Annotated in this window: 20 protein-coding genes and 1 pseudogene; 10 read left to right on the top strand and 11 right to left on the bottom strand. The window is 71.4% G+C overall.

The annotated features are described in order from the left end of the window. Positions 1 to 19: 19 nt before the first annotated feature. The 3 genes from ACWGDX_RS15430 to ACWGDX_RS15420 form a co-directional block, all read right to left on the bottom strand. Complete coding sequence (locus tag ACWGDX_RS15430) at positions 20 to 1555, bottom strand: APC family permease (protein WP_453625797.1); 1536 nt, start codon at positions 1553 to 1555, stop codon at positions 20 to 22. Positions 1556 to 1598: 43 nt separating this feature from the next. After that, the gene (locus tag ACWGDX_RS15425; protein WP_453625795.1) at positions 1599 to 2558 is read right to left on the bottom strand and encodes a hypothetical protein; all 960 of its coding nucleotides are present in this window, start codon (positions 2556 to 2558) and stop codon (positions 1599 to 1601) included. Between the two features lie 254 nt (positions 2559 to 2812). Then, positions 2813 to 4468 (bottom strand): FAD-binding dehydrogenase, encoded by a 1656-nt coding sequence (locus ACWGDX_RS15420; RefSeq protein WP_453625793.1) that lies wholly within the window; start codon positions 4466 to 4468, stop codon positions 2813 to 2815. Between the two features lie 99 nt (positions 4469 to 4567). Here ACWGDX_RS15420 and ACWGDX_RS15415 point away from each other — a divergent pair, with 99 nt between their 5' ends. The 6 genes from ACWGDX_RS15415 (at position 4568) to ACWGDX_RS15390 (ending at position 8936) form a co-directional block, all read left to right on the top strand. Continuing rightward, entirely contained in the window at positions 4568 to 5098 is a 531-nt protein-coding gene (locus ACWGDX_RS15415; protein ID WP_453625791.1) for an NUDIX hydrolase, read from the top strand. A 10-nt stretch (positions 5099 to 5108) separates the two neighbouring features. Beyond that, positions 5109 to 5501 carry a YidH family protein gene (locus ACWGDX_RS15410; RefSeq protein ID WP_453625789.1) on the top strand — a complete coding sequence of 131 codons (393 nt, stop codon included), beginning with the start codon at positions 5109 to 5111 and terminating at the stop codon, positions 5499 to 5501. Further along, on the top strand, positions 5501 to 5842 hold the full coding sequence (locus ACWGDX_RS15405; protein ID WP_453625787.1) for a DUF202 domain-containing protein: 342 nt from the start codon (positions 5501 to 5503) through the stop codon (positions 5840 to 5842). Before ACWGDX_RS15410 ends, ACWGDX_RS15405 begins: the two co-directional genes overlap by 1 nt. 237 nt (positions 5843 to 6079) lie before the next feature. Continuing rightward, on the top strand, positions 6080 to 7102 hold the full coding sequence (locus ACWGDX_RS15400) for a phosphotransferase family protein (protein ID WP_453625785.1): 1023 nt from the start codon (positions 6080 to 6082) through the stop codon (positions 7100 to 7102). 7 nt (positions 7103 to 7109) lie between these two features. Further along, positions 7110 to 8324, top strand: a complete 1215-nt coding sequence (locus ACWGDX_RS15395; RefSeq protein ID WP_453625783.1) for an acyl-CoA dehydrogenase family protein — start codon at positions 7110 to 7112, stop codon at positions 8322 to 8324. A gap of 237 nt (positions 8325 to 8561) precedes the next feature. Further along, the gene (locus ACWGDX_RS15390) at positions 8562 to 8936 is read left to right on the top strand and encodes a peptidase inhibitor family I36 protein (protein WP_453625781.1); all 375 of its coding nucleotides are present in this window, start codon (positions 8562 to 8564) and stop codon (positions 8934 to 8936) included. A gap of 90 nt (positions 8937 to 9026) precedes the next feature. On the opposite strand, the gene ACWGDX_RS15385 is transcribed toward ACWGDX_RS15390, so the two are convergent. Together ACWGDX_RS15385 and ACWGDX_RS15380 are read right to left on the bottom strand one after the other, a co-directional pair. Beyond that, a complete protein-coding gene (locus tag ACWGDX_RS15385) occupies positions 9027 to 9620 on the bottom strand; it encodes a TetR/AcrR family transcriptional regulator (RefSeq protein ID WP_363084683.1) in 594 nt (197 codons plus the stop codon). Between the two features lie 139 nt (positions 9621 to 9759). Then, positions 9760 to 10533 carry an SDR family oxidoreductase gene (locus tag ACWGDX_RS15380; RefSeq protein ID WP_453625779.1) on the bottom strand — a complete coding sequence of 258 codons (774 nt, stop codon included), beginning with the start codon at positions 10531 to 10533 and terminating at the stop codon, positions 9760 to 9762. A 258-nt stretch (positions 10534 to 10791) separates the two neighbouring features. On the opposite strand from ACWGDX_RS15380, the gene ACWGDX_RS15375 reads away from it, so the two are divergent. Then, a complete protein-coding gene (locus tag ACWGDX_RS15375; RefSeq protein ID WP_453625777.1) occupies positions 10792 to 12057 on the top strand; it encodes an exo-beta-N-acetylmuramidase NamZ family protein in 1266 nt (421 codons plus the stop codon). A 118-nt stretch (positions 12058 to 12175) separates the two neighbouring features. Here the strand turns inward: ACWGDX_RS15375 and ACWGDX_RS15370 are convergent, their stop codons facing one another. Continuing rightward, positions 12176 to 14998 (bottom strand): penicillin acylase family protein, encoded by a 2823-nt coding sequence (locus ACWGDX_RS15370; RefSeq protein WP_453625775.1) that lies wholly within the window; start codon positions 14996 to 14998, stop codon positions 12176 to 12178. 258 nt (positions 14999 to 15256) lie between these two features. Between ACWGDX_RS15370 and ACWGDX_RS15365 the strand changes: the two genes are divergently transcribed. Continuing rightward, positions 15257 to 15868 (top strand): hypothetical protein, encoded by a 612-nt coding sequence (locus ACWGDX_RS15365; protein ID WP_453625773.1) that lies wholly within the window; start codon positions 15257 to 15259, stop codon positions 15866 to 15868. Positions 15869 to 15955: 87 nt separating this feature from the next. Here ACWGDX_RS15365 and soxR read toward each other — a convergent pair whose 3' ends face one another. After that, complete coding sequence (gene soxR / locus ACWGDX_RS15360) at positions 15956 to 16507, bottom strand: redox-sensitive transcriptional activator SoxR (protein WP_453625771.1); 552 nt, start codon at positions 16505 to 16507, stop codon at positions 15956 to 15958. Positions 16508 to 16616: 109 nt separating this feature from the next. On the opposite strand from soxR, the gene ACWGDX_RS15355 reads away from it, so the two are divergent. Next, positions 16617 to 17078 carry a MaoC family dehydratase gene (locus ACWGDX_RS15355; RefSeq protein WP_453625769.1) on the top strand — a complete coding sequence of 154 codons (462 nt, stop codon included), beginning with the start codon at positions 16617 to 16619 and terminating at the stop codon, positions 17076 to 17078. A 23-nt stretch (positions 17079 to 17101) separates the two neighbouring features. Here the strand turns inward: ACWGDX_RS15355 and ACWGDX_RS15350 are convergent, their stop codons facing one another. After that, a complete protein-coding gene (locus ACWGDX_RS15350; RefSeq protein WP_453625767.1) occupies positions 17102 to 17731 on the bottom strand; it encodes a TetR family transcriptional regulator in 630 nt (209 codons plus the stop codon). A gap of 210 nt (positions 17732 to 17941) precedes the next feature. Between ACWGDX_RS15350 and ACWGDX_RS15345 the strand changes: the two genes are divergently transcribed. Further along, positions 17942 to 18901: a DMT family transporter gene (locus ACWGDX_RS15345; RefSeq protein ID WP_453625765.1), complete on the top strand. Its 960-nt coding sequence runs from the start codon at positions 17942 to 17944 to the stop codon at positions 18899 to 18901. A 170-nt stretch (positions 18902 to 19071) separates the two neighbouring features. Here the strand turns inward: ACWGDX_RS15345 and ACWGDX_RS15340 are convergent. The 3 genes and pseudogenes from ACWGDX_RS15340 to ACWGDX_RS15330 form a co-directional block, all read right to left on the bottom strand. After that, positions 19072 to 19995 (bottom strand): annotated as a pseudogene (locus ACWGDX_RS15340) (PP2C family protein-serine/threonine phosphatase); the annotation flags it as partial. Between the two features lie 519 nt (positions 19996 to 20514). Further along, entirely contained in the window at positions 20515 to 21870 is a 1356-nt protein-coding gene (locus tag ACWGDX_RS15335; protein ID WP_453625763.1) for an ABC transporter ATP-binding protein, read from the bottom strand. Between the two features lie 114 nt (positions 21871 to 21984). Continuing rightward, positions 21985 to 23280, bottom strand: coding sequence for an MFS transporter (locus ACWGDX_RS15330; RefSeq protein ID WP_453625761.1), 1296 nt, complete (start codon positions 23278 to 23280; stop codon positions 21985 to 21987). Positions 23281 to 23440: the final 160 nt, after the last annotated feature.

Raw genomic sequence — 23440 nt, 5'->3', positions numbered from 1 at the left:
GGCCGGGCTCTCGCCGGGATCAGACCCCGGCCGTCTCCGACTCGGCGGCCTTCTCCAGCTGGAAGGCCTCGTTGCCGAGCCCGATACGGGCGTGCACCTCGGGCTTGACGGAGCGCAGCACCAGTCCGTACACCACCCCGCCGAGCAGCGCCAGCAGGATGATCCCCGGCAGGACCCAGCTCAGCGAGGAGCCGGGGCCCGCGCCGACCAGGACATCGAAGTCCTTCACCGTGTACACGGCGATCGCCACCAGCGCGAGGCCCGCCAGGGCGGAGGCGACCAGGCGCGGGGCCTGCGGGCGCCCGGCGCCGCGCCGTACGAAGAAGACGATGACGGCGAAGGAGGCCGCGGCCATCAGCACGATGACACCGAGCGCGCCGACATTGCCCATCCAGGTGAACAGGCGCAGCACCGGCGCGGTCGGATCGCCGACGGGCTTGTCGTCGGTGACCGCGAAGGCGAGCACCACGACGATCGAGAACACGGACTGGAGGGCGGAACCGGAGGCGGGGGCGCCGCTGGCCTTGTTCGTCCGGCCGAAGGCGGCGGGCAGCAGCCCCTCGCGCCCCATCGCGAAGGCGTAGCGGGCGACGACATTGTGGAAGCTGAGCAGCGCGGCGAACATACCGGTCACATACAGCACATGCAGGACATCGGTGAAGGTGGCGCCGAGCCGGCTCTCGGTGAGTCCGAAGATCAGTCCGGGCCCCTCCTTGGCGGAGAGGGCGACGATCTCGCCGGGCCCGGTGGCCACGGAGAGCGCCCAGGCGCTCAGGGCCAGGAAGAGCGCGGAGAGACCGACGGCCAGGAACATCACCCGGGAGACGACGACATGCGGGCGGCTGGTCTCCTCGGCGTAGACGGGGGCCTGTTCGAACCCGACGAAGGCGGCGACGCAGAAGCAGAGCGCGGTGCCGATGCCCGCGCCGGTCAGCGCGTCGGGGTTGAACGCCGCGAGGGACAGCCCCTCCTTGCCCGGATCGGCGACCGCGGCGACATCGAAGATCACGACCAGGGCGATCTCGATGAACAGCAGGACTCCGAGGACCTTCGCGTTGAGGTCGATCTTCAGCCAGCCGAGCAGACCGACGGCCGCGGCGGCGACGAGGGCCGGTATCCACCAGACCACGCTCATGTCGAGGTAGGTGGCGAAGAGTCCGGAGATCTCGAAGCCGAAGATGCCGTAGATGCCGACCTGCATGGCGTTGTAGGCGACCAGGGCGACGAGCGAGGCGCCCGCGCCCGCCGTGGGGCCAAGACCCCGGGCGATGTACGCGTAGAAGGCGCCCGCGTTGTGCACATGTCTGCTCATCTCCGCGTATCCGATGCTGAACAGCACCAGGACGACACCGAGGATGACGTACAGCAGGGGCTGGCCGACGACGCCCATGACGCCGTAGACGGCGGACATGACACCGGCGACCGTCAGCAGGGGCGCGCTCGCGGCGAGCACGGAGAGCAGCAGTCCCAGCGTGCCCAGCCGGTCGGCGCGCAGGGCCCGTTCCTGCCCCTTGAAGGTGTTGATCTCGCTCGTGCTCGAACTGCCCGTCGGCATGACAGGGGGTGTCCTTTCGGGGAGGGCGGGATGGTGCGCTGGGTCAGGCGGCGCCGAACGCGGCGTCGCGTGCGGCCGTGAACGCCTTGCGGGGGTCCCGGTCCGGATACGACCAGGGCGCCGGGGTGATGTGCGGGCCGATGCGCTGGAAGAGCGCCGCCGCCTCCGCGGTCCGGCCGTCGAGGAACTGGGCGTGGGCGAGGAAGTTGAGATCGACGCGGCCCCGCGGATGCTCCACGCTCTCCCACTCCAGCCACCAGTCGAAGGCGGTCTTCAGCACCTGGCGGGCGCGGCGCCCGGTCCAGTGACCGGATTCGGCCGGATCGGCGGGCTCGTGTCCGGCCGTCGCGAGCACCCGGTAGCGCTCGGCGTGGGCGACCACGGGAAGGACGGCCAACGGCGAGTCCGCGGGGGCGTGTTCGGCGGCCCAGGAGGCGAAGTCGTACACCTCGTGGAGGGGGTCCTGGCCCGCGTCGGGATGCCGTTCCGCGAGCCGCGCCGCCATCAGATGGTGGGCGTGGTGGTGTCCGGGGTGGCGGGTCCTGACCTCGTCGAAGAGCTGCGCGGTCTCCTCCTCGGTGCCGAGCGTACGGGCCAGGAGCAGCAGACCGAGCCAGGGCGTGGGATCGGCGGGGGACCTGCGGATCGCCTCACGGCAGGCCTCCCGCGCCTTCGCTTCCTGTTCCTTCCCGCGGAGCGCGGCGACGGCGGTGGCGCAGGCGAGCAGGGTGGCCGCGTCGGAGCTGTCGGGTTCCGCGAGCAGCCAGTCGCGGGTCCAGGCGACGGCGCCGGCGGCCTGGGCCAGTACGACGGCCCGGTGGCCCCGCCGGTCCCAGTCGTCACCGGTACCGGCGAGGAGGGTGCGGGCCTCGGACCAACGGCCCTGGGCCAGTTGGTCTCTTACCGCGCCGAGTTCGGCGTCGTCGAGGGCCGGATCGAAGAACTGGTCGGAACGTGAGCCACGTCTTCGCAAGCGGCCCAGGGGTGGCGGAGGCGGAGACATCCGCGGGGTCCTCCAGGGCACATGAACGAGCGATGATCGCGCACAGCCAACCGGTAGGCAAGCCTTCGCGTCAAGGGCTGTCTTCGGTACGAACCCACGCCAACTGTTCCACGTTCCGCCACTGTTGATCCACTTCTCGTACGGAAGCCCAGCTCAGATGGGTTTCGGCCACCATGGACCATAAGGCGACGCCCTTCGGCCCGGTGCCCGCGAGTCGCGGAAGTCACGTGGGGGAGCGGTCCGATGGCGGGGCGTCAGCCGACCGCGCGCGCCGCGGCGCGGCCCGCCGCACGGCCGGAGAAGAGGCAGCCGCCGAGGAAGGTGCCCTCCAGGGAGCGGTAGCCATGGACCCCGCCGCCGCCGAAACCGGCCACCTCGCCCGCCGCGTAGACACCGGGCAGGGGTTCGCCCGCCGCGGTCAGCACACGTGAGGACAGATCCGTCTCCAGGCCGCCAAGCGACTTGCGGGTGAGGATGTTCAGCCGTACGGCGATCAGCGGCCCCGCCGCGGGATCGAGGAAGCGGTGCGGCGCCGCCGTACGGATCAGCTTGTCCCCCAGATATCTGCGGGCTCCCCGGATCGCCGTGATCTGGAGGTCCTTGGTGAAGGGGTTGGCGATCTCCCGGTCGCGCGCGGTGATCTCACGGCGCAGCCGGTCCTCGTCGATCAGCGGCTCCTCGGTGAGCGCGTTCATCCCGCGTACGAGCGCGCCCAGATCCCTCTCCACGACGAAGTCGGCCCCGTTGTCCATGAACGCCTTCACCGGTCCCGGTACACCGGCGCGCGCACGGCCGATCACGCCCCGGACCGACTTGCCCGTGAGATCGGGGTTCTGCTCGGAGCCCGAGAGCGCGAACTCCTTGCCGATGACGCGCTGGTCGAGGACGAACCAGGTGTGGTCGTGGCCGGAGCGCGTGATGTGCTCCAGGGTGCCGAGCGTGTCGAAGCCGGGGAAGAGCGGTACGGGCAGCCGGCGGCCCCGCGCGTCCAGCCAGAGCGAGGAGGGCCCCGGCAGGATACGGATGCCGTGCCGGGCCCAGACCGGGTTCCAGTTCTCGATGCCCTCGGTGTAGTGCCACATCCGGTCCCGGTTGATGTGGTGCCCGCCCGCCGCCTCCGTGATACCGAGCATCAGCCCGTCGACATGCGCGGGCACTCCGGAGAGCAGCTTGCGCGGCGGGGTGCCGAGCCGCTCCGGCCACTGGGCGCGGACCAGCTCGTGATTCCCGCCGATACCGCCCGAGGTGACGATCACGGCCTGTGCCCGCAGTTCGAAGGAGCCGGTGGCCGTACGGCCGCTCGCGGTGCCGCGCTCGGCGTCGCTCGGCTCCAGGATCTCGCCGGTGACGGTGTCCACGGCGCCGGCCGTGGCGGCGAGGCCGGTGACCCGGTGCCGGAACCGGAAGGTCACCAGCCCCCGGGCGGCGCCCTCGCGCACCCGCCGCTCGAAGGGCGCGACCACGGCGGGCCCGGTGCCCCAGGTGATGTGGAAGCGCGGTACGGAGTTGCCGTGCCCGCCCGCGTCGTATCCGCCGCGCTCGGCCCAGCCCACCACCGGGAAGAACCTCACCCCTCGCGCGTGCAGCCAGGACCGCTTCTCGCCCGCCGCGAAGTCCACGTACGCCTCGGCCCAGGCGCGCGGCCACCGGTCCTCGGGACGGTCGAAACCGGCCGTGCCGAGCCAGTCCTGGAGGGCGAGTTCACGGCTGTCCCTGATCCGCAGCCTGCGCTGCTCGGGCGAGTCCACGAGGAACAGTCCGCCGAAGGACCAGTGCGCCTGGCCGCCGAGCGACCGCTCGGGCTCCTGGTCGAGAAGGATGACGGACCGGCCCGCGTCCACCAGTTCGGCGGTGGCGACCAGGCCCGCGAGGCCCGCCCCGATCACGATCACATCAGCGTCGTACGCCATCGTTTCCGTCCTTTGGGAGCACATGTCGAGCACGGGGCCGGGCAGGTGGTCCGATCCTCCGTACGCGTGAGTAACACGTCAACTGGTTGGATGGGGTTCATGAGCGCTGCTGACGAGATCCTGGACGTCGTCGACGAGAACGACCGTGTGGTCGGGCAGGCGCCGCGCGGTGAGATCTACGCGAAGGGCCTGCGGCACCGCTGTGTCTTCATCCTGGTACGGGACCCCGAGGACCGGGTGTTCGTCCATCGAAGAACCGCCGGCAAACTCGCCTTCCCCTCCCTCTACGACATGTTCGTGGGCGGTGTCGTGGGAGCGGGCGAGAGCTACGACGACGCGGCGCTGCGGGAGGCCGAGGAGGAGCTGGGGGTGTCGGGTCTCGACCGTCCCGTACCGCTGTTCCCGTTCCGCTACGACGCGCCGGACGGGTCCTTCCTGGAGAGCGCGTATGTGTACTGGGTGCGCTGCGCGCTGCCGGTCGATCCCCAGGTGGAGGAGATCGCCTGGCACGGTTTCCTGACGGAGGCCGAGCTGGAGCGGCGGCTCGGGGAGTGGGAGTGGGTACCGGACGGCCTCGCGGCGTACGAGCGCTTCAGGGCCTCCCGCGCGCCCCGTCCGCCACACGCGTAGGGTGCGGCACGTGACCGGCTTTGTACGGAGCCTGCGGCTGTGGTTCGCGCCCCGGCGCGTCGCCGACGAGGGCGAGACCCCCGACTACCGTTTCTCGCTGGCCAACGAGCGCACCTTCCTGGCCTGGATCCGTACGGCGCTCGCGCTGGTGGGCGGCGGGTTCGCGGTCGACCAGTTCCTGCCGGACCTGCGCTGGGGCGTACGGGTCGGGCTCGCGGTGGCGCTGCTCGCGGCCGGGGCGCTCTGCTCGCTGCGCGCGGTCAACCACTGGGTGCGCTGCGAGCTGGCGATGCGGCGCGGGGAGGATCTGCCGGTGTCCGGCTTTCCCACCCTGCTGAGTCTGGCGGTGGGAGTGGTCGCCGTGGTGATGGTGGTCATCGTGGTGCTGGGCCGGGCCGGCTGATGCCACCGAGCGCCGCTCCGGGGCCTCGGGAGCCGGGGCCCGTCCGGGATCCCGGGCTCCAGCCGGAGCGCACCCGGCTGGCCTGGCGGCGTACGACACTCACCTGCACCGTCGTGGCGGTGCTGGCCGCGCGCCAGGCGATCCACGACGGGGGTACGGCCGCCACGCCGGCCGCCGTCGCGCTCGTCGCCCTGGTCTGGCTGGGCTTTCTGGCCACGGCCCACCGGCGGGTGCGGGCCCTGGCCACCGCACGTCCCCGGGCGCTGCCGGTGAGCGGCGCCGTCGCCATGGCGGTCTGCACCGTTCTGCTGGCGGTGTGCGCGGTCGCGGTCATGATGTGAGCCTCCCCGGCCGCCCATCCGCCCGGGTCCGTGACACTGGACGGCATACCGACCGGTCGGCATCATGAGCGGGAGACCGTACACAGGAGGCCGTACAGCCGGTACGGTTCCGCCCCCTCAGCCCCCTCAGCCCCCTCAGCCTCAGCCCCCTCAGCCCCTTCTTTCCTCGCCCTCCTACCTCTCCTCCCCCTCTTCCCTCCTCCTTCCTCCCCCGACCGCCCACGGAGGTACCGCACCATGAGCCCAGCCCCCCTGCCAGGACTCGACCCCGAGAAGCTGCGCGGCCGGCTCGACCTCGTCCGTCCCGGACTGGTGGGCGGGCCCCTGGAGGCACGGCTGATCGAAGGGGGCCGCTCGAATCTGACGTACGCCGTCACCGACGGCACCCGGCGCTGGGTGGTCCGCAGGCCTCCGCTGGGCCATGTGCTGGCCACCGCCCATGACATGGCGCGCGAGTTCCGGGTGATCAAGGCGCTCCATCCGACGGCCGTGCCGGTGCCGGAACCGCTGCTGCTCTGCGAGGACGAGTCCGTCCTCGGCGCGCCCTTCTACGTCATGGAGCATCTGGAGGGCACGGCGTACCGCACGGCCGAACAGCTCGCCCCGCTCGGTCCCGGGCGCACCCGCGCCGCCGTCCTCGCCCTGGTCGACACCCTGGTCGAGCTGCACGCCGTCGATCCGGAGGCCGTCGGTCTCGGTGACTTCGGCCGCCCCGAAGGATTCCTCGACCGTCAGCTCCGCCGCTGGGGCAAGCAGCTCGCCGCCTCCCGCGACCGCGCGCTGCCCGGCATCGACGAACTGCACGCCGCCCTCGGCCGCGCGCTGCCCGGCTCGCCCTCCCCCACCGTGGTCCACGGCGACTTCCGGCTCGACAACGTCCTGATGGACGGGGACGACCGGATCACGGGGGTGCTGGACTGGGAGATGTCCACGCTGGGCGATCCGCTCACCGATCTGGGGCTGCTGGTGATGTACAGCACGAGGCTGGGGCTGGCGGACTCACCGGTCAGTACGACGGCGGGGGCGGCCGGCCACCCCGCGCCCGGGGAACTGGTCGAGCGGTACGCGGCCCGCTCGGGCCGGGACACCTCCGCCATCGCCTGGTACACGGCGTTCGCCTGGTTCAAGCTCGCCGTGATCCTGGAGGGCATCCACTACCGCTACACCCTCGGCCGGACCGTGGGACCCGGTTTCGACCGGATCGGCGATCTCGTCCCCGTCTTCATCGAGCACGGTCTCACCACCCTCCAGGAAGGCTGACCCGTCCATGGATTTCGCATTCGACGCCCGCACCGAAGAGCTGCGCGCCAGGCTGCTCGCCTTCATGGACGCGTATGTCCTCCCGGCGGAGGAGGTGGCGCACGAGCAGCGTTCGCGGCTGGCAGACCCCTGGGGCACCCCGCCGGTGGTGGAGGAGCTGAAGGCCGAGGCGCGCCGGCAGGGGCTGTGGAATCTGTTCCTGCCCGGCAAGGAGTACGGCGCCGGGCTGACCAATCTCCAGTACGCGCCGCTCGCCGAGATCACCGGACGCTCACCGCAGTTGGCGCCCACGGCGCTGAACTGCGCGGCGCCCGACACCGGCAATATGGAGGTGCTCGCCCAGTTCGGCACCGAGGAGCAGCGCGAGCGCTGGCTGGAGCCGCTGCTCGCGGGCGGGATCCGCTCGGCGTTCGCGATGACCGAACCCGAGGTCGCCTCGTCGGACGCGACGAACATCCGGACAAGGATCGAGCGTGACGGCGACTCCTATGTCATCAACGGCCGCAAGTGGTACATCTCCGGGGCGATGAACCCGGAGTGCGCCGTCTTCATCGTGATGGGCAAGACGGACCCGGACGGCGAGGACGTCCGCCGGCAGCAGTCGATGATCCTGGTGCCGCGCGACACCCCGGGGCTCACGGTGACCCGCGCGATGCGGGTGTACGGCTACGAGGACCACTACCACGGCGGCCATGCCGAGATCGTCCTCGACGATGTACGGGTGCCGGCCACACATCTCGTGGGTGAGGAGGGCGGCGGTTTCGCGATCGCGCAGGCCCGGCTCGGGCCCGGCCGTATCCACCACTGCATGCGGCTGATCGGCATGGCCGAGCGCGCGATCGAGCTGATGTGCCGACGGGCCGCGTCCCGTACGGCGTTCGGCGGGCCGATCGCCCGGCAGGGCGTCGTACAGAACTGGATCGCGGACGCCCGGGTGACGGTCGAGCAGCTCCGGCTGCTCGTGCTGAAGACGGCCTGGCTGATGGACACGGTCGGCAACCGGGGCGCGCACACGGAGATCCAGGCCATCAAGATCGCCACTCCGCGCGCGGTGGTGGACATCATCGACTCGGCCGTCCAGTTGTACGGCGCGGGCGGGGTCAGCCAGGATTTCCCGCTGGCCGAACTGTGGGCGGCGGCACGGACCTTGCGCCTGGCGGACGGCCCCGACGAGGTGCATCAGCGGTCGCTGGCGCGGCGGGAGCTGAAGAAGTACCTCTGAGGCCTGGGCGCGGACTCGGGCTCGGGCTCGGACTCGGGCGCGGGCTCGCGTACGGGCTCGGGCTTGGACGTCGGCGCGGGCACGGGAGCGAAGGGCGCACGGCAGCATCTCGCCACTTATTTCAGCCTTTACGGTGGTTATCACCCCATGGATCTCAATTCGGCCCCTTCTCTGGCTAGCGTCGGCAGCGCCCTACCGACCGCAAGCCGTGCACCGGAGCCACAGGGGGAATCACCCATGCGTCATCGTTCGATCGCCGCACTCGCCGTGTCCGCCGCCTTCGCGGCGGTCGTCGCCGCCGCGCCCACCGCCTCGGCGGAGCCGAATCCGCCCGGCTGTCCCAAGCAGTACTTCTGCGCCTACTCCGGCGAGGGACAGAGCGGCCGCCTGCTGCTGAAGACCGCGGGCAACTGGTCGGGCGGTGTGGCGGGGGTCCGCTCCGTCTTCAACAACGGCGTCCGCTTCGCCGGCGGCGACCATGTCCAGCTCTCCTGGCGGTACAACGGCCGCGACTGGGGCCAGTGCTTCCACTTCAACCCGGGACCGGGTGAGTACAAGGCCGACTTCGTCGGTGTCACCGTCACCAAGGTCATCTGGCGCGGTGAGTGCTGAGCCACCGCCGAGAGAAGCTCCTGAGAGGATCCGACAGCAGCCGAGGGACCTTTCAGGGCCCGTCCGTAGGGCCTGTACGGCGCACAGGCCCTACGGACGAAGCGCCCGCAGCAGCAGATCCGCGAGATGGTCCGCGACCTGCTGCGGGGAGAGAACGCCGTCCGGCCGGTACCAGGTCGAGAGATGGTGGACCGAGCCGAAGTGGTAGTCCACCACCAGATCGGCGGGGGTGGCGGTGGAGAAGACACCAGCGCGCTGGCCCTCCTCGATCAGCGCGCGGAAGCGCTCGTGGTAGCGGCGCCGCTCGGCCCGTACCTGCTTGTTCTTCTCCGGGCTGAGATGGTGCATCGAGCGGAAGAAGATCGAGGCGTCGTCCAGATTGTCGATCGTCGTCACCACGACATCGGCGGCGGCGGCCCGCAGCCGCCGCTCCACCGGCTCGTCCGCGTCGGCGAAGGCGTCCAGACGCTCCTGCTGGAGACGGAGGACCCGTGCGTAGACCTCCTGGAGGAGATCCTCCTTGGAGCCGAAGTAGTGGTAGAGAGCGCCCTTGGTGACACCCGCCGCCTCGACGATCTCCTGCACCGAGGTGCGGTCGTAGCCGCGCTCCGCGAAGAGCCGGGTGGCGGCGGCCAGCAGCCGTTGAGGGACGGGCACTCCGCCCCCGTCCGTCGTCCTGGCCATGTGCCGCCACCCGCCTTCCGTTCCGTACCGCGCGCTGTCCGTCGCAGGAGACGTGACCCGCGCCCCCTGCCCGAGGATCTTCCCACCTCCGGACACGGACGGCTCCGGCGGGAAGGCGCGGCCCGTCGGCCAAGGCCCGTCAGCCCTCGGTCGCCTCCCACTTCCGCTGGACGCGGTTCATCGTGGCCAGCCAGCGGTCGGGGTCGCCCGCACGCGCCTGGTAGTAGCCGGCCACCTCCGGATGCGGCAGAACGAGGAAGCGGTCCTCCGCCATGGCGGTGAACAGGGCGTCGGCGACATCCTCCGGTTCGATGGCGGTGGCGGCGAGCACCAGTTCGCCCGCGCCGCCCGAGGCGGTGAGCATGTCCGTACGGACGCCCTGCGGGCAGACGGCGTGCACCCGGAGACCGCGGTGGCGGTAGGTCAGCGAGAGCCACTCCGCGTAGGCCAGCGCGCCGTGCTTGGTGACGCTGTACGGGGCCGCGCCGATCATGGTGAGCAGTCCGGCGGCGGAGACGGTGGAGACGAACCGGCCGCCGCCGCGCTCCAGCCAGTCGGGCAGCAGCGCCCTGACGGCCCGCACGTGCGCCATGACATTGACGTCCCAGGCGGACGACCAGACCTCCTCGCCGGCGAGCGCGTCGCCGGGCGAGCCGACTCCCGCGTTGGCGCAGTAGATGTCGACGGTGCCGCCGAGCGCCTCCCGGGCCTCGGCCACGATCAGGGAGGCATCGCCGGGGACCGCACGGGCGCCGATCTCCGCGGCGACGGCCGCGGCCTTCTCCGCGTCGAGATCGTTGACCACCACACGGGCGCCCTCGGCGGCGAATCTGCGGGCGAGCGCGGCGCCGATGCCACCACCGGCCCCCGTGACCACGACCCCCGCGCCCCGCACCATGTCCTCCGTACTCATCGGGACCTGCCTTTCCGGGCTTCCGGTTCTGCGCCGGCCGCCCCGCCGACACCGGCAGACTAACCAGTCGGTATGTGGAGAGGGAAGGGAGCGGCGGGGAAGGGAGCGGGACACGGGCGGCCCGCGGACACGAAGGGTGCAGAGTGGAAGCGGAGGGGGAGCCGAACGGGCCGCCTGCTTCGTTCCGCGCGGCGCCCCCGCGCGCTAGCGTGCGTGAGCATGACAGACGACGGACGACCCGATCACGGAGGTAGCGGGATGAGCCTGTCCAGACGGGGTTTGCTGGCCGCGGGCGGTGCGGTGGGGGCCGCGGGGGCGCTCGCCGCGGGCGCCTCCCATTCCGCCTCCCATGCCGCCGCGCGCTCCGGGAGCGCGCCCTCGGTGCGCACGGGCTTCGACCGGCTGGCCGCCGACGGCTACCGGCTGCTGTCGGGGCAGAGCGTCGGCCTGGTCACCAACCCCACCGGGATCACCCGGGACGTACGCCATGTGGTGGATGTGATGCACGGCGACGACCGGGTGGATCTGGCCGCCGTCTTCGGTCCGGAGCACGGCTTCCGGGGGACGGCCCAGGCGGGCGGCTCCGAGGGCCGCCACGACGACCCGGCCACCGGGCTGCCCGTCTACGACACGTACCTCAAGAGCGGGCAGGCTCTCGCGGACATCTTCACCGGGTCCGGTGTGGACACGGTCGTCTTCGACATCCAGGACGCGGGCGCCCGCTTCTACACCTATATCTGGACGCTCTACGACTGTATGGAGGCGGCGGCGCTCGCGGGCAAGCGCTTCGTCGTACTGGACCGGCCCAATCCGGTCACCGGGCGGGCGGCGCTCGGACCCGTCCTCCAGCGGGAGTTCGCGACCTTCGTGGGCCGCGAGCCGATCTCCCAGGCGCACGGTATGACGGTCACCGAACTGGCGCTGCTCTTCAACGGCGAGTTCCTGGCGGAGCCGGTGGAGCTGACGACGGTGGCCATGTCGGGATGGCGCCGGTCCGACTTCTTCGACGAGACCGGACTGCCCTGGGTGCCGCCGAGCCCCAACATGCCGACACCGGACACGGCGCTGGTGTACGCGGGCACCTGTCTGTTCGAGGGGACGAATCTGTCGGAGGGGCGCGGTACGACCCGGCCGTTCGAACTGCTCGGCGCCGAGGGCATCGACCGGACCTGGGCCGAGGCGGCCAACGCCCTGGAGCTGCCCGGGGTGCGGTTCCGCGAGGCGTATTTCGCGCCGACCTTCTCCAAGTTCCAGGGGAAGACGATCGGCGGGGTGCAGCTCCATGTCCATGACCGGACGTCGTTCGATCCGGTACGCACCGGGATCGCGCTGCTGGTGACGGCGAAGCGGTCCTGGAGCGGATTCGCCTGGCGCCCCGACAACTGGATCGACAAACTGACCGGCTCGGCGCGGGTCCGCACCCTGATCGACGCGGGCGCCGGGACGGACGAGGTGGTCGACGCCTGGCAGGACGAGCTGGCCGCGTTCCGCCGGGTACGGCGCGGCTATCTGCTCTACCGCTGAGCGCCGGGCACCGGCCGCCGGTCCGGCGTCCCCGGCCGAGCGCCGGGCGCCGGTCCGGACCGCGCGCGTCTGTCACGGTCCGGACCGGCCCCTGGACCGCTCCGCCGGTGTCACCGCGTCAGCGGTGCGACGGGAACTCCACCACCTGCTGGTAGGTCGGCCTGTTCTGCCAGTTGACCGTCGGGTGGGTGATACCGCCGAGCGCCCGGTGGATGATCGCGTCCGTGCACCACTGATCCCCGGCCGAGCAGCTCTCGTCCCCCGGGTAGACCGCGGTCGCGGGCGCCTGCACGGCCGCCTTCAGGGTGGTGAGCAGGGTGTCCCGGCAGGCGCTCAGCCCACCGCCGCCGCAGTAGGTGGTCGCCGTCGGTGCCTGCACCGGATCGCCGAGCACCTGCCTGAGGTCCTTGTCGGCATAGCCCCACCAGCCGTACTGGAACGCCGAGCCGCTGTGCGCGCCCGTCGGACCGTGGCTCGACGCCGGTGACTCGTCGATCGAGAGCGACGCGGTGAGCGCCTGGTAGAACTCGTCCCCGAGTGCGGGCCTGAACTGTGCCTCGACCAGCCGCGGCCACCAGGCGTCCATGATCCGTACGGCGGCGGAGTGGCCGTAGGTGTGCGAGCCGGGCGAGGTCTCCTTGCGCTGCGCCCCGGCCGTGCGCCAGGCCTCCAACTGCTGTACGGCGGTGCTCAGCGCCGGATCGGTGACGGGCGCCGAGCGCACCACCCGCAGCAGTTCGGGCAGTACCTGCTCGCCGCGCAGATCGGTCACGGCGGCCTCGGCCATCGCCCGGGTGAGGGAGGCACGGGTGACTCCGCCGTCCGCGACCAGCCTCCTGACGCGGTCGTCGAGCAGATCGCCCCGGTGCACCGCCCCGAAGCCGAACCCGGCCGCGTCGTACTCCTTCGCCTGCCGGTTGTTCCAGGAGATGTAGTAGTCCTGGCCGACCGACTGGGGATGCTCGGCGAAGGGCGTGTAGGCGGCGGTGTTGTACCGCGGGTCGTAATCCCGCCATTCGTACGCCTGCTCCGCCCGGACGGGCAGCGCGGGATCGACACCGTCGGCCCGCACCGGGTTCATCCCGCTGTTGAAGTAGGCGGCGGTGCGGGAGTCCGCGTAGAACCAGTTGAAGGCGTAGTCGATGTTCGAGGCCGCCCGCTGGAAGGACGCGGCGTCCTTGGTGTACGAGGGGTCGTTGAGCATCTGGAAGCCGATGATCGAGTCCGCCTCGTGCCGGTAGGTGGTGCGCAGCGAGGTGTACGCGAAGGGCTTGCCGCCGATGGTCGCGCGATGGGTGACCATGCCGTACTCGGTGCGCCAGACCTGGAGCCGGTACGAGCCCGCGGCGGTGGAGTCCGCGACGCTCGGCTTCCAGGAGTTGACGCGCTCCATCTTCTCCATCGGGGTGCAGACCGAGCGGTGGAGATAGTGGCCGGACGCCTTGGTGGGGGCCGATCCGTCGGGCTCGCACAGCTCGACGGCATAGGTGTCGGTGATGTCCTGGCCCGAGGAGGTGGCGCTCCAGGCGTAGTCCTGGCCACGGCCCATCTGCACATACATGCCGACTCCGGCGAAGGAGACTCCGCGGGCGCTGATACCGGGTCCCTGGAGTTCCTGGAGCATCATGAGCTGGGGCGCGAAATAGCCGGTCTGCGGGCCGAAGACGGCCACGGGATTGCCGCTCGCGGTGTGCTCGCCGGAGACCAGCAGGGCGTTGGACATCCCCCGCCTGGCGGAGAGCGAGCCCTCCGGAATCACACCGTCGTCGAAGATCCCCTGGGCGGGTTTGAGTTTCGCGGGGGCGCGGACCGGCGCCCTGGTGCCGGTGCCCGCCGATCCCGTCCTGTCGTACACGAGCCGCTCGGCCTGGACGGAGCCCGCGTCGGGCAGGGCCGTACCACGCGGCTGGGCGGGCTTGCGCGCGTACGGGAAGGCGGTGCCGTCATGGACGGTGAGCACGGCCTCGGGGTCGTCGCGTTGGCGGAAGGACTCCCAGACCCGGGTGCCCTCGACGACGCCGTACTTCTGCTGCGCGGCCAGCAGCGAGAGGGCGGCCTGCACCTCGCCGCCGCCTCCGCCGCCGAACTGGCCGCCGACGACGGACGCGATGGAGATCAGATCGGTGACCTCGAAGGGCTGGATCTCGCCCACGTTGGTGATCGAGTCGATCTTGCCGGTGAGGACGTACTCACCGGGGAAGTACCGCCCGTCCTTGGCCTGCCGGCGGTAGGCGTTGATGCCGTCGACATACGCCTGCGCGTCGGCCATGGCCAGCTCGCCGCGCTCGCCCTCGGTGGTCCTGATCCGCTCGATCTGGGCCTCGTAATCGGCCTCCGTGTACGGGGCCGAGGGCCAGAACTGCTGTTCAAGCCCCTGGTTGGCGAGCGCGCCGCCGGCGAAGGAGGTCAGCTCACCGCGGCCGATGTGCCGGAAGAGATCCATCATCCAGAGCCGATCCTGGCCCGCGGCGTAACCGGCGCCGAACTCGGTGCCGTAGCGGGTGGTGCCCTTGATGTGCGGAACGCCGGTGCTTCGGTCGCGGGTGATCGTGACGTCCGGGCGCGGGGTGGTGACGGATTCGGCCTGGCCGGCGGGGACGCCGAAGGAGGCATCGTTGAAGAAGTCGGTGAGCTTCTCGTCGGTGAGCCCGCTCTGGCCCCCCACCAGCGCGTCGTAGCGCCCGAGTTGGTCGGAGCTGTGCGCGGGGCGGGTGCCGAACAGCTGGTGGAGGAGGATGCCGGCGAGCGTGGCGTTGCCATTCTGTCCTGGCGGCAGGATGTCGTCGCACTGGCTCCGGCAGTGGTCGGTGACGGGGTCCGCGACGGCCGCGGGCGCGCGGGCGGGTTCGGCGGACGCCCGCGTCTGCGGGATCAGCAGAGCCGCGCCCAGCGCGAACACCGCGGCGGTGGCGGGCAAGAGTCTTCCGGTGCGTCGTCGCATGGATGCTCCTCGGGAGGCCGGTGCGCCGGAGGTTAGCGACGGTCCGACCGCTCAGTAAGATGAACATCAGTCACCTTTTCCGGATCCTCACATCGGCCTTCCTCTGGATCGCCTCTGAAATCGGTTCCGAATGAGAGATGAGAGCTCGAAATCGGCCGGGATGTCCCGGGTATTGAGGCGATCCGGAATTGGATGGAGCCAAACGGGGCAGGCGTACGTCCATTCCTCAACGCCGAATAGCGACGGAGGTGGCATGCGATGGCCGGATTCCGGAGTCTCGCGAGACAGGTGCGCGATCCGCGGTGCGATCTGGCCTTGCGACGGTATTCACTGCGCAAGTGCCTGGAACGGTTTGCCCCTTATGGGCACCGGGCGACCTGGGATCATCTGTGCGCACGGCACAGCATCGAGCCCGAGGACAGGTCACCCGATCCGGTACGGCTGACGGCCGCGCTGGACGAACTGGAGGAGGCGCGGGCCGTCTGGCTCGCGTACGAGGGAGAGTTCGCGGAACGGCGCAAGCGCGAGAAGCACGACGGGCTGAGGCGGCCCGGGAGCTTCGACGACTGGCACCGGCGGACCTGGGGCGGTAACGGTGTGGCCCGCTGCGACGATCCGGCGGTCCATCCGTCCGAGTCGCTGGCCGAGGTGCTGCGCCGGCTGATCTCGGGACTGGAGTCGGAACCCGGCGCGACCTGTCCGGTCTGCGCGGAGAACGGCATCGTCTGGCGACCCGATCTGTCCAACGAGCCCTGGTCGGGACCGGTCTGCCGGGACTGCGGCATCGTCGTGCCGCAGCCGGTCCTGACGGCCGAGGCGCTGGACCGGGCGAAGCGGATACGGCTCAAGGAACTCGCCTCGGTGGCATGAGAACCGCGGGGGCGGGCTCCGAGACGGTGCGCCCCCGCTCCGTCTCCGCCCGCGTTCCCGGCCCGCGTTCCCGTCGGGCGGCCCGTGTCAGCGGCGGGCCGCGGCATCGGCGGCACCCGCGGTGTCGGCGTCCGGGGCAGCCGGGGCGGCGTCCGGGGCGGCGGCTTTCCGCTTCTTGGGGGCCCGGCGCTCCGGCAGCAGACGGGAGCCCGTCATCCGCTCGCCGATGACATCGCCCGGGTTGGACAGCACACAGGTCTCCAGCGCGAGACAGCCGCAGCCGATGCAGTCCGTGAGGTGGTCACGGAGCCTGCCGAGCTGTCTGATGCGCTCGTCCAGCTCCGAGCGCCAGGCCGCCGAGAGGCGCGCCCAGTCGTCGCGGTTCGGCGTGCGCTCCTCGGGGAGTTCGGCGAGCGCGTCCCTGATCGTGGCGAGGGGGATGCCCACCCGCTGGGCCGCCCGTACGAAAGCGACCCGGCGCAGCGTGTCACGGCTGTAGCGGCGTTGGTTGCCGCTCGTCCTGCGGCTGCTGATCAGCCCTTTGGACTCGTAGAAGTGAAGCGCGGACACCGCGGCGCCACTGCGCGCGGAGAGTTGTCCGACCGTCAGCTCATCGATCTTCTCGGGAATCTGTGGCACCCCTCGAAGCCTACTGTCCGTCCACGGTGTCCGCGTTGACAGGAGATCCCCGGCCCAGCAAGCTGAGCAAGCGCTTGGACAGAACAGGCCGAGAGGCAGGGAACAGGACATGGCTGAGCCGAGGATCTTCACCTCCGCCGAGGAGCTGCGCGCCGGGGTCGGCGAGCCGCTCGGTCACAGCGACTGGCTGGAGATCGACCAGAAGCGGATCGATCTCTTCGCCGAGGCCACCGGCGACCATCAGTGGATCCATGTGGATCCGGTGCGGGCGGCGGCCGGTCCGTTCGGCACGACGATCGCGCACGGCTATCTGACGCTGTCGCTGCTGCCCCTGTTCCTACCGCAGCTCGTCCAGGTCGAGAACGTCACGATGGGCATCAACTACGGGACCAACAAGGTCCGTTTCCCCTCCCCCGTGCCCGTCGGCTCACGGCTGCGCGCGTCGGCGGTGCTCACGGAGGCCGTGGAGGCGGGCGGCGGAGTGCAGATCACCACCCTGGTGACGGTCGAGCGCGAGGGCGGCGAGAAGCCGGCCTGTGTGGCGGAGTCCGTCTCCCGCTACTACTTCTGACCGCCTCCGGGGGTTCCGGCCGGCTACGCCTTCTGGACGGAGACCATACGCAGCACGAGGTCGGCGTAGAGCGCGCCGACCTCGTCGGGGGTACGGCGGCCGGCCGCGTTGAACCAGCGCGCGACATCGATACAGAGCGACAGCACCGCGAGCGTGGTGCCCGGTACATCGGGGACGTCGAACTCCCCGTCCCGCACCCCGTCGCCCAGGATGCGCCGTACGGCCGCGTCGCTGCGCCGCCGCAGCCCGACGATCTCCGTACGGTGCTCGGGGGCCAGCGCGTCCAGTTCGTACTGCACGACCCGCGCCGTGGTGTGCCGCTCCGCGTGCCAGCGGACGAAGGCCCGTACGGCCTCGGCGAGCCGCTCCGCCGCCGTGCCCCCGCCGTCGGCCGCGGCCGTCAGGATCTCCAGCGCCTTGTCGTGCCCGATCCGGCTGATCCGGTGGAGCAGCTCTTCCTTGGTCTTGTAGTGGATGTAGAGCGCCGCCGGGCTCATCCCCGCGCGGCTCGCGATATCGCGGGTGGTGGTGGCGTGGTATCCGCGCTCGGCGAATGCCTCGACGGCGGCGACCAGCAGCCTTCTGGCCGCCTCCGGCTCGACCTCACCCCACGGAGCGCTCTCGCCGTCCGCCGTCTGTTCCGCCGTACGCATCGCTCACACCTTCCACTCGGCCTCGGCCTGCCGTTCGGTCTGCCACTCGGCAGGACGAACACCATACCCCGAGCTGAGCAAGCGCTTAGAGCCTTCGGCGGGGACTCGTGACGGTGACTCCCGGGGGCGGGCGGGTCCGGTACGAGGGGCCGGGCACCGGGCCGCGCATCTCGTGTGGGGGCCGGGGCGCCGTCCGCGTACCTTCCCCGTATGACGCACTCGCACACGCCCCGTCCGACGCACTCGGCGGACTCCGCACGCCCCTCCCCCGCGACCTGGCTGCCCCTGGCCGCGGCGGGTGTCACCGTCGTGCTCTGGGCCTCGGCCTTCGTCTCGATCCGCAGCGCGGGCGCCGCCTACTCGCCGGGGGCGCTGGCCCTCGGCCGGCTGCTCTCCGGCGGCCTGGTCCTCGGCGCGGTCTGTCTCGTACGGCGCGAGGGGCTGCCGCCGCGGGCGGCCTGGCCCGGTATCGCCGTCTCGGGTGTGCTCTGGTTCGGGCTCTACATGGTGGCGCTCAACTGGGGTGAGCAGGAGGTCGACGCGGGCACCGCCGCGATGATCGTGAACATAGGCCCGGTCCTGATGGCCCTGCTGGGTGTCCGGCTGCTGGGCGAGACACTGCCGCCCCGGCTGGCGGCGGGCATGGGGGTGTCGCTCGCGGGCGCGGTGGGCGTGGGGCTCTCGATGTCGGGCGAGGGCCGTGCCTCGGTGCTCGGGGTGTTGCTGTGTCTGCTGGCGGCGGTGGCGTACGCCGCCGGGGTGGTCGCGCAGAAGCCCTCGCTGGCGCGGGCGAGCGCGCTCCAGGCGACGACCTTCGGCTGTCTGGTCGGCGTGGTGGCCTGTCTGCCGTTCGCGGGACAGCTGGTCGGCGAGGCCGGGAGGGCCCCGCTGCCGGCCACGCTCAACATGGTCTATCTGGGCGTGTTCCCGACCGCGCTGGCCTTCACGACCTGGGCGTACGCGCTGGCCCGTACGACGGCGGGGCGGATGGGCGCCACGACCTACGCGGTTCCGGCGCTGGTCGTGCTGTTGTCGTGGCTGTTCCTGGACGAGGTCCCGGGTCTGCTCACGCTGGCGGGCGGCGCGCTGTGTCTCGCCGGGGTGGCGGTCTCACGCTCCCGCCCGCGCCGTCGTCCCGCCGTCGTCGCGCCGCTCAAGGAGGAGAGCTGACAGGCGTGGTCGGCCCGGACCGGGCGGGTTCTACGGCGCCGGAGGCCGGCGGCGCGTCCACACGGACGGCGGCGCGTCCACGCGGACGGCACCTTCCACGCGGACGGCACCTTCCACGCGCGCCATAAGTTCTTCGTCTGTGCCGTCAGTTCCCGCACGCGTTCCATCGCGACGAGCGCCACATCGTCCTGCAACTGCCCGTCCACGTATTTGAGCAGGTCCTTCATCAGGAGTTCCAGAAGCTGGTCGGGGTCGCACCAGCGCAGGCCCGCCAGACGGTCGGACGCCGGATAGAACGTGCCGGTGGAGTCACGGGCCTCCAGCAGGCCGTCGGTGTGGAGGAGCATCACGTCCCCCGGCGCGAGCCGGAAGATGTCGAGGTGGTAGTCCTCCGCGGGGCCCGCCAGGCCCAGCGGTGGCGCGGGTCGCGTCGAGCGCAGAACCTCCGCGGCCCCGCCCTGGGACCGCAGGGGCGGCGGATGGCCACAGCTGATCATCCGGACCACATGCGCGTCGTCAGGCACCTCCACCACCAGAACGGTGATGAACCGTTCCCCGCTGTCGCGGTCGGCCGCACCGGCCTCTTTGATATGCCTGCGGACGCTGGCTTCGAGGGAGGCGACCAGTTCCGGCAGGGTGGCGGTCTGGTGCGCGGCCTCGCGGAAGGCGCCCAGCACCGCGGTGGCGTCGTCGACCGCGGGAAGCCCGTGGCCCCGCACATCACCGATGATCAGCCGGACCGCGCCCGGGATCTGCGCCACCGCGTACAGATCGCCGCCGATCTGCGCCTGGGCCGCCGCGGAGCGGTACACGGACGCGATCCGCAGCCGTCCGATCCGGCGGGGCAGGGGGCGCAGTACGGCGCGCTGCACGGTGTCGGAGACGGATCTGACCTGGTCGAAGGCCTTGGTGTCCAGCCCCCGCAGAAACCAGAAGAGCAGGACGAGACCGCACACCACGAGCAGATCGATCACATGGATGGGCAGAATCGCCGAGTTCAGCAGACCGTCCCGGATGTCCAGGCCGACCGCGGCCACACACGCGAACGCGGTGATGACACCGGTGACACCGGGGCCCTCCAGTCCGGCGGTCATCGCGGGAACGGCAACCAGGAGCGAGGCCAGATGGATCTCGGGAGGGACGAGGAACCCGGTCACCGTCACCACGCACAGCACCGTCACCGGAAGCACCTTGGGCGCCTGCCACAGCAGTCGCAGGACGAACGGCTGCTCGGCCACCGCGCCGCTCGGCACACGGGAGCGGGTGGCGGCGGCGGCCGCTACGATCCGCGCCCGATTGACGAGAACGTATTTCGATGTGATCCGGCGGAGTCGTTCCATGGTCTGCGCCTCAAGGCCTGTGTCAGTTCTTGCTGAAACGGACTGCAAGAATTCTCGGTCCTGGGAGAAGCGGTACGGGCCGGCCGTGCCGAGGTCCGATCGGGGTGTCCGACGAGTGACAGACGCTCAAAGGCGCTGCCGGTTTCCGGTATTTTCCTGCGGCGCGTGTCCGACCCTGATTCCTGAAGGGTAGTACACGGCCCAGAACAGGGCCTGGGCACCGCCGAGGCCCTGAGGCGCGCTCCGGAAGGGACGCGTTCCGGAAGCGGCGCCCTAGGCGTCCAGGCCCGGCAGGTTTCTGGGCGCGGGGCAGATACGGCGGCCGAAGTCGTCGAAGACATAGAGATGGGCGAGATCGATCAGGAGCGGCACCTGGGCGCCCGTACGCAGCCGCATGTCGGGGCCGGTGCGGACGACGAGATCGCTCGCCGTGATGGCCGGACGGTCCGGGCTGTACGCGGGTCCGACCGCCTCCTCCGGCTCGTCGAGGACCACGGCGGGACTCCCGGCACGCCCGGCCGCGCGCCCCCTGAGCCGGGCCAGCACGCCCGTCCTCCGGCCGCCGTTCCCGCGCCGCCGCGATACGGTCCCGGTCCGGGGACTGGCTGATTCGAGGTCGGTCACCACGGCCGGCCTGGAGCCGGTGTTGAGATGCACCAGCGCCTCGTGCCCCTGGTACTCCATGTGCTCGACGATGCCGCTCAGCGCCACCTCACCGGGGCGGGCCTGGCTCGGCGCGGCGATACGGGCCGCCTCGGACCGCAGTCCCACGATGATCCGCCGGCCCTGCTGGACACGGAGCAACTGGTGGTCGGGCCTGAGGGGTTCGGGCAGCGGCAGCCGCTGCCGGCCGAGGTCGATGGACATCCGCCCGTCCAGCGGCGCGTACACCACGGCCTCCAGCAGATTGATCCGCGGGGTGCCGATGAACGCGGCGACGAAGACGTTCTCCGGCAGGGCGTACACCTCGCGTGGCGCGCTGACCTGCTGGAGCACCCCGCCGCGCATCACCGCCACCCGGTCTCCGAGCGACATCGCCTCGGCCTGATCATGTGTCACATAGACGGTGGTGACGCCCAGTTCGGCGGTGAGCTGGGCTATCTCGGCGCGCAGATGGCTGCGCAGCTTGGCGTCCAGATTGGAGAGCGGCTCGTCCATCAGAAAGGCGGAGGGCCGCCGGGAGATGGCGCGCCCCATCGCGACGCGCTGGCGTTCACCGCCGGAGAGCTGGCTCGGATAGCGGTCGAGCACACTCTCGATACCGAGCATCCTCGCGGTGGCCCGGACCCGCTCGGCGGTGTCCGCGCGGGGGTTCTCCAGCCGGAGCGGAAAGCCGATGTTGTCGCGGTTGGTCATATTCGGGTAGAGAGCGAAGTTCTGGAAAACCATCGCCATGCCCCGCTCCCGGGTCGGCATCAGATTGGAGTACTCGCCGTCGAGCAGCAGGTCGCCCTCGGTGATGTCCTCCAGTCCCGCGATCATGCGGAGCACGGTCGACTTGCCGCAGCCCGAGGGGCCGAGAAGCACCACGAACTCGCCGGGGGAGATATCGAGGGAGAAGCGGTCGACGGCACGCGTGGACCGGCCGTACACCTTGCTGACGCTGTTCAGGGAGATGGCGCGAGTCATGGGGTTCCGCCCGGGAGGGAGAGAGGGAGCGGCTGCGACGCCTGAAGTTAGCCGACTACGCGCGGTCAGGGAACGATTCTCACGAAGTCCCGGAGCGGAGGTACGGAACGGGCATCAGGTACGACGCGCGAAGAACCGGTTCGGCAACCGGTTTCCGTCTAGGGGGGACCGGCGGCGCCCCCGCGGCCCGCCGCCCGGACTCCGCGCACCGAGCCCGGCCGCCGCCAGCAGCAGCGCGCCGAGCATCACGAACGGCGCGGCCGTTCCGGCGACCCCCGCCACCAGACCGGCGGAGGCGGGCGCGGCGACCTGCCCGAGGCGGTTGCCGGTGAGCCGCAGCGCCAGGGCGGTGGAGCGGGCCTCGTCGGGAGCGGCCCGTACGACGGTGGTCATCGACAGCGGCTGGCCGGCCCCCAGACAGAACCCGAGCGCGCCGAGCACCAGGGCGAGGCCCCACACCGGCAGGGGCAGGGCGATGCCCGCGCACAGCGCTCCGCCGAGGGCGCAGGTGACGGTGAGCAGGACCGTACGGCCCAGCAGCCGCAGCATCGGCGGCATCACCAGCCGGCAGGCGATGGTGGCGGCGGCGCGCAGGCTGAGCAGCAGACCGATCGTGGCGGGCGCGATCCCGCGCCGCTCACCGATCACCGGCAGATAGGCGGTGAGGACGTCGGTCGTGGAGAGCACGGCCAGACTGATGAACATGCCCGCGGGCACGCCCCTGGTCCGCAGTATGCGGCGGACGGAGACCTTGGCGGAGGGCCCGGGATCGGCGGCGGAGGGCCCGGCATTGGCGGAGGGCCCGGGAGCCGTGGACCGCGCTCCCGCCGGGCGGGAAGGGCCACGGGGCTCTATCCCCCGGAGCGAGGTGAGGGCGACGGCGGCGGCCACCGCGGAGACGAGCAGGGCGAGGGCGCTCGTACGGGCCATGCCGTCGCCCTGTCCGGAGACCAGCAGTCCGGCGGCGACCGGTCCCGCGAGCTGGCCGAGGGAGGCGCCTATGGTGAAGTGGCCGAAGTCGCGGTCCTGTTCGGCCGGGACGCTGCGGCGGGCGACGACCGACTGGGCGCCGATGACGAAGCAGAGATGGCCGATGCCCATCAGCGCGCTCCAGACGCCCAGGGCGGTGAGCGAGCCGGCCGTACCGCTGAGGGCGCAGCCGGCCGAGATGAGGATCACCCCGGCCACCAGCAGCGGGACACACCGCCCCTGGTCGGTCCTGCGGCCCAGCGGTACGGCGGCGAAGAGCGGGAGCAGCGCGTAGACCGCGGTGATCACACCGATCGCGCGCTCGTCCGCGCCCATGGAGAGCGCCCGGTAGGAGACGGCCGGACGCGCCATCGACACCGCGCCCTGCGCGAAGGCGAACGCGATGACGAGACGCAGGAGCCAGCCCCGCCCGTCGGACACCGGGGCCGCGCGCGGTGCGGGCGCTCCTGGGGCGGGCGCTCCTGGGACCGGCGTTCGTGGCGCGGGTACGTCGGGTACGTCGGAGGCGGGCACCATCAGATGATGCCGGAGAGGATTCCGGCGCCGGGCACCGCCCGCGATGACGGCCGAGCGCCGCCGG

The organism is Streptomyces sp. NPDC055025 (genome assembly GCF_053608565.1).
This window is presented reverse-complemented; position numbering and strand designations above follow the sequence as displayed.

What these genes read in the sequence shown, in the direction of transcription:
- ACWGDX_RS15430 (WP_453625797.1), bottom strand. Translation starts at nt 1,555, where the DNA reads ATGCCGACGGGCAGTTCGAGCACGAGCGAGATCAACACCTTCAAGGGG.
- ACWGDX_RS15425 (WP_453625795.1), bottom strand. Translation starts at nt 2,558, where the DNA reads ATGTCTCCGCCTCCGCCACCCCTGGGCCGCTTGCGAAGACGTGGCTCA.
- ACWGDX_RS15420 (WP_453625793.1), bottom strand. Translation starts at nt 4,468, where the DNA reads ATGGCGTACGACGCTGATGTGATCGTGATCGGGGCGGGCCTCGCGGGC.
- ACWGDX_RS15415 (WP_453625791.1), top strand. Translation starts at nt 4,568, where the DNA reads ATGAGCGCTGCTGACGAGATCCTGGACGTCGTCGACGAGAACGACCGT.
- ACWGDX_RS15405 (WP_453625787.1), top strand. Translation starts at nt 5,501, where the DNA reads ATGCCACCGAGCGCCGCTCCGGGGCCTCGGGAGCCGGGGCCCGTCCGG.
- ACWGDX_RS15400 (WP_453625785.1), top strand. Translation starts at nt 6,080, where the DNA reads ATGAGCCCAGCCCCCCTGCCAGGACTCGACCCCGAGAAGCTGCGCGGC.
- ACWGDX_RS15395 (WP_453625783.1), top strand. Translation starts at nt 7,110, where the DNA reads ATGGATTTCGCATTCGACGCCCGCACCGAAGAGCTGCGCGCCAGGCTG.
- ACWGDX_RS15390 (WP_453625781.1), top strand. Translation starts at nt 8,562, where the DNA reads ATGCGTCATCGTTCGATCGCCGCACTCGCCGTGTCCGCCGCCTTCGCG.
- ACWGDX_RS15385 (WP_363084683.1), bottom strand. Translation starts at nt 9,620, where the DNA reads ATGGCCAGGACGACGGACGGGGGCGGAGTGCCCGTCCCTCAACGGCTG.
- ACWGDX_RS15380 (WP_453625779.1), bottom strand. Translation starts at nt 10,533, where the DNA reads ATGAGTACGGAGGACATGGTGCGGGGCGCGGGGGTCGTGGTCACGGGG.
- ACWGDX_RS15375 (WP_453625777.1), top strand. Translation starts at nt 10,792, where the DNA reads ATGAGCCTGTCCAGACGGGGTTTGCTGGCCGCGGGCGGTGCGGTGGGG.
- ACWGDX_RS15370 (WP_453625775.1), bottom strand. Translation starts at nt 14,998, where the DNA reads ATGCGACGACGCACCGGAAGACTCTTGCCCGCCACCGCCGCGGTGTTC.
- ACWGDX_RS15365 (WP_453625773.1), top strand. Translation starts at nt 15,257, where the DNA reads ATGGCCGGATTCCGGAGTCTCGCGAGACAGGTGCGCGATCCGCGGTGC.
- ACWGDX_RS15355 (WP_453625769.1), top strand. Translation starts at nt 16,617, where the DNA reads ATGGCTGAGCCGAGGATCTTCACCTCCGCCGAGGAGCTGCGCGCCGGG.
- ACWGDX_RS15350 (WP_453625767.1), bottom strand. Translation starts at nt 17,731, where the DNA reads ATGCGTACGGCGGAACAGACGGCGGACGGCGAGAGCGCTCCGTGGGGT.
- ACWGDX_RS15345 (WP_453625765.1), top strand. Translation starts at nt 17,942, where the DNA reads ATGACGCACTCGCACACGCCCCGTCCGACGCACTCGGCGGACTCCGCA.
- ACWGDX_RS15335 (WP_453625763.1), bottom strand. Translation starts at nt 21,870, where the DNA reads ATGACTCGCGCCATCTCCCTGAACAGCGTCAGCAAGGTGTACGGCCGG.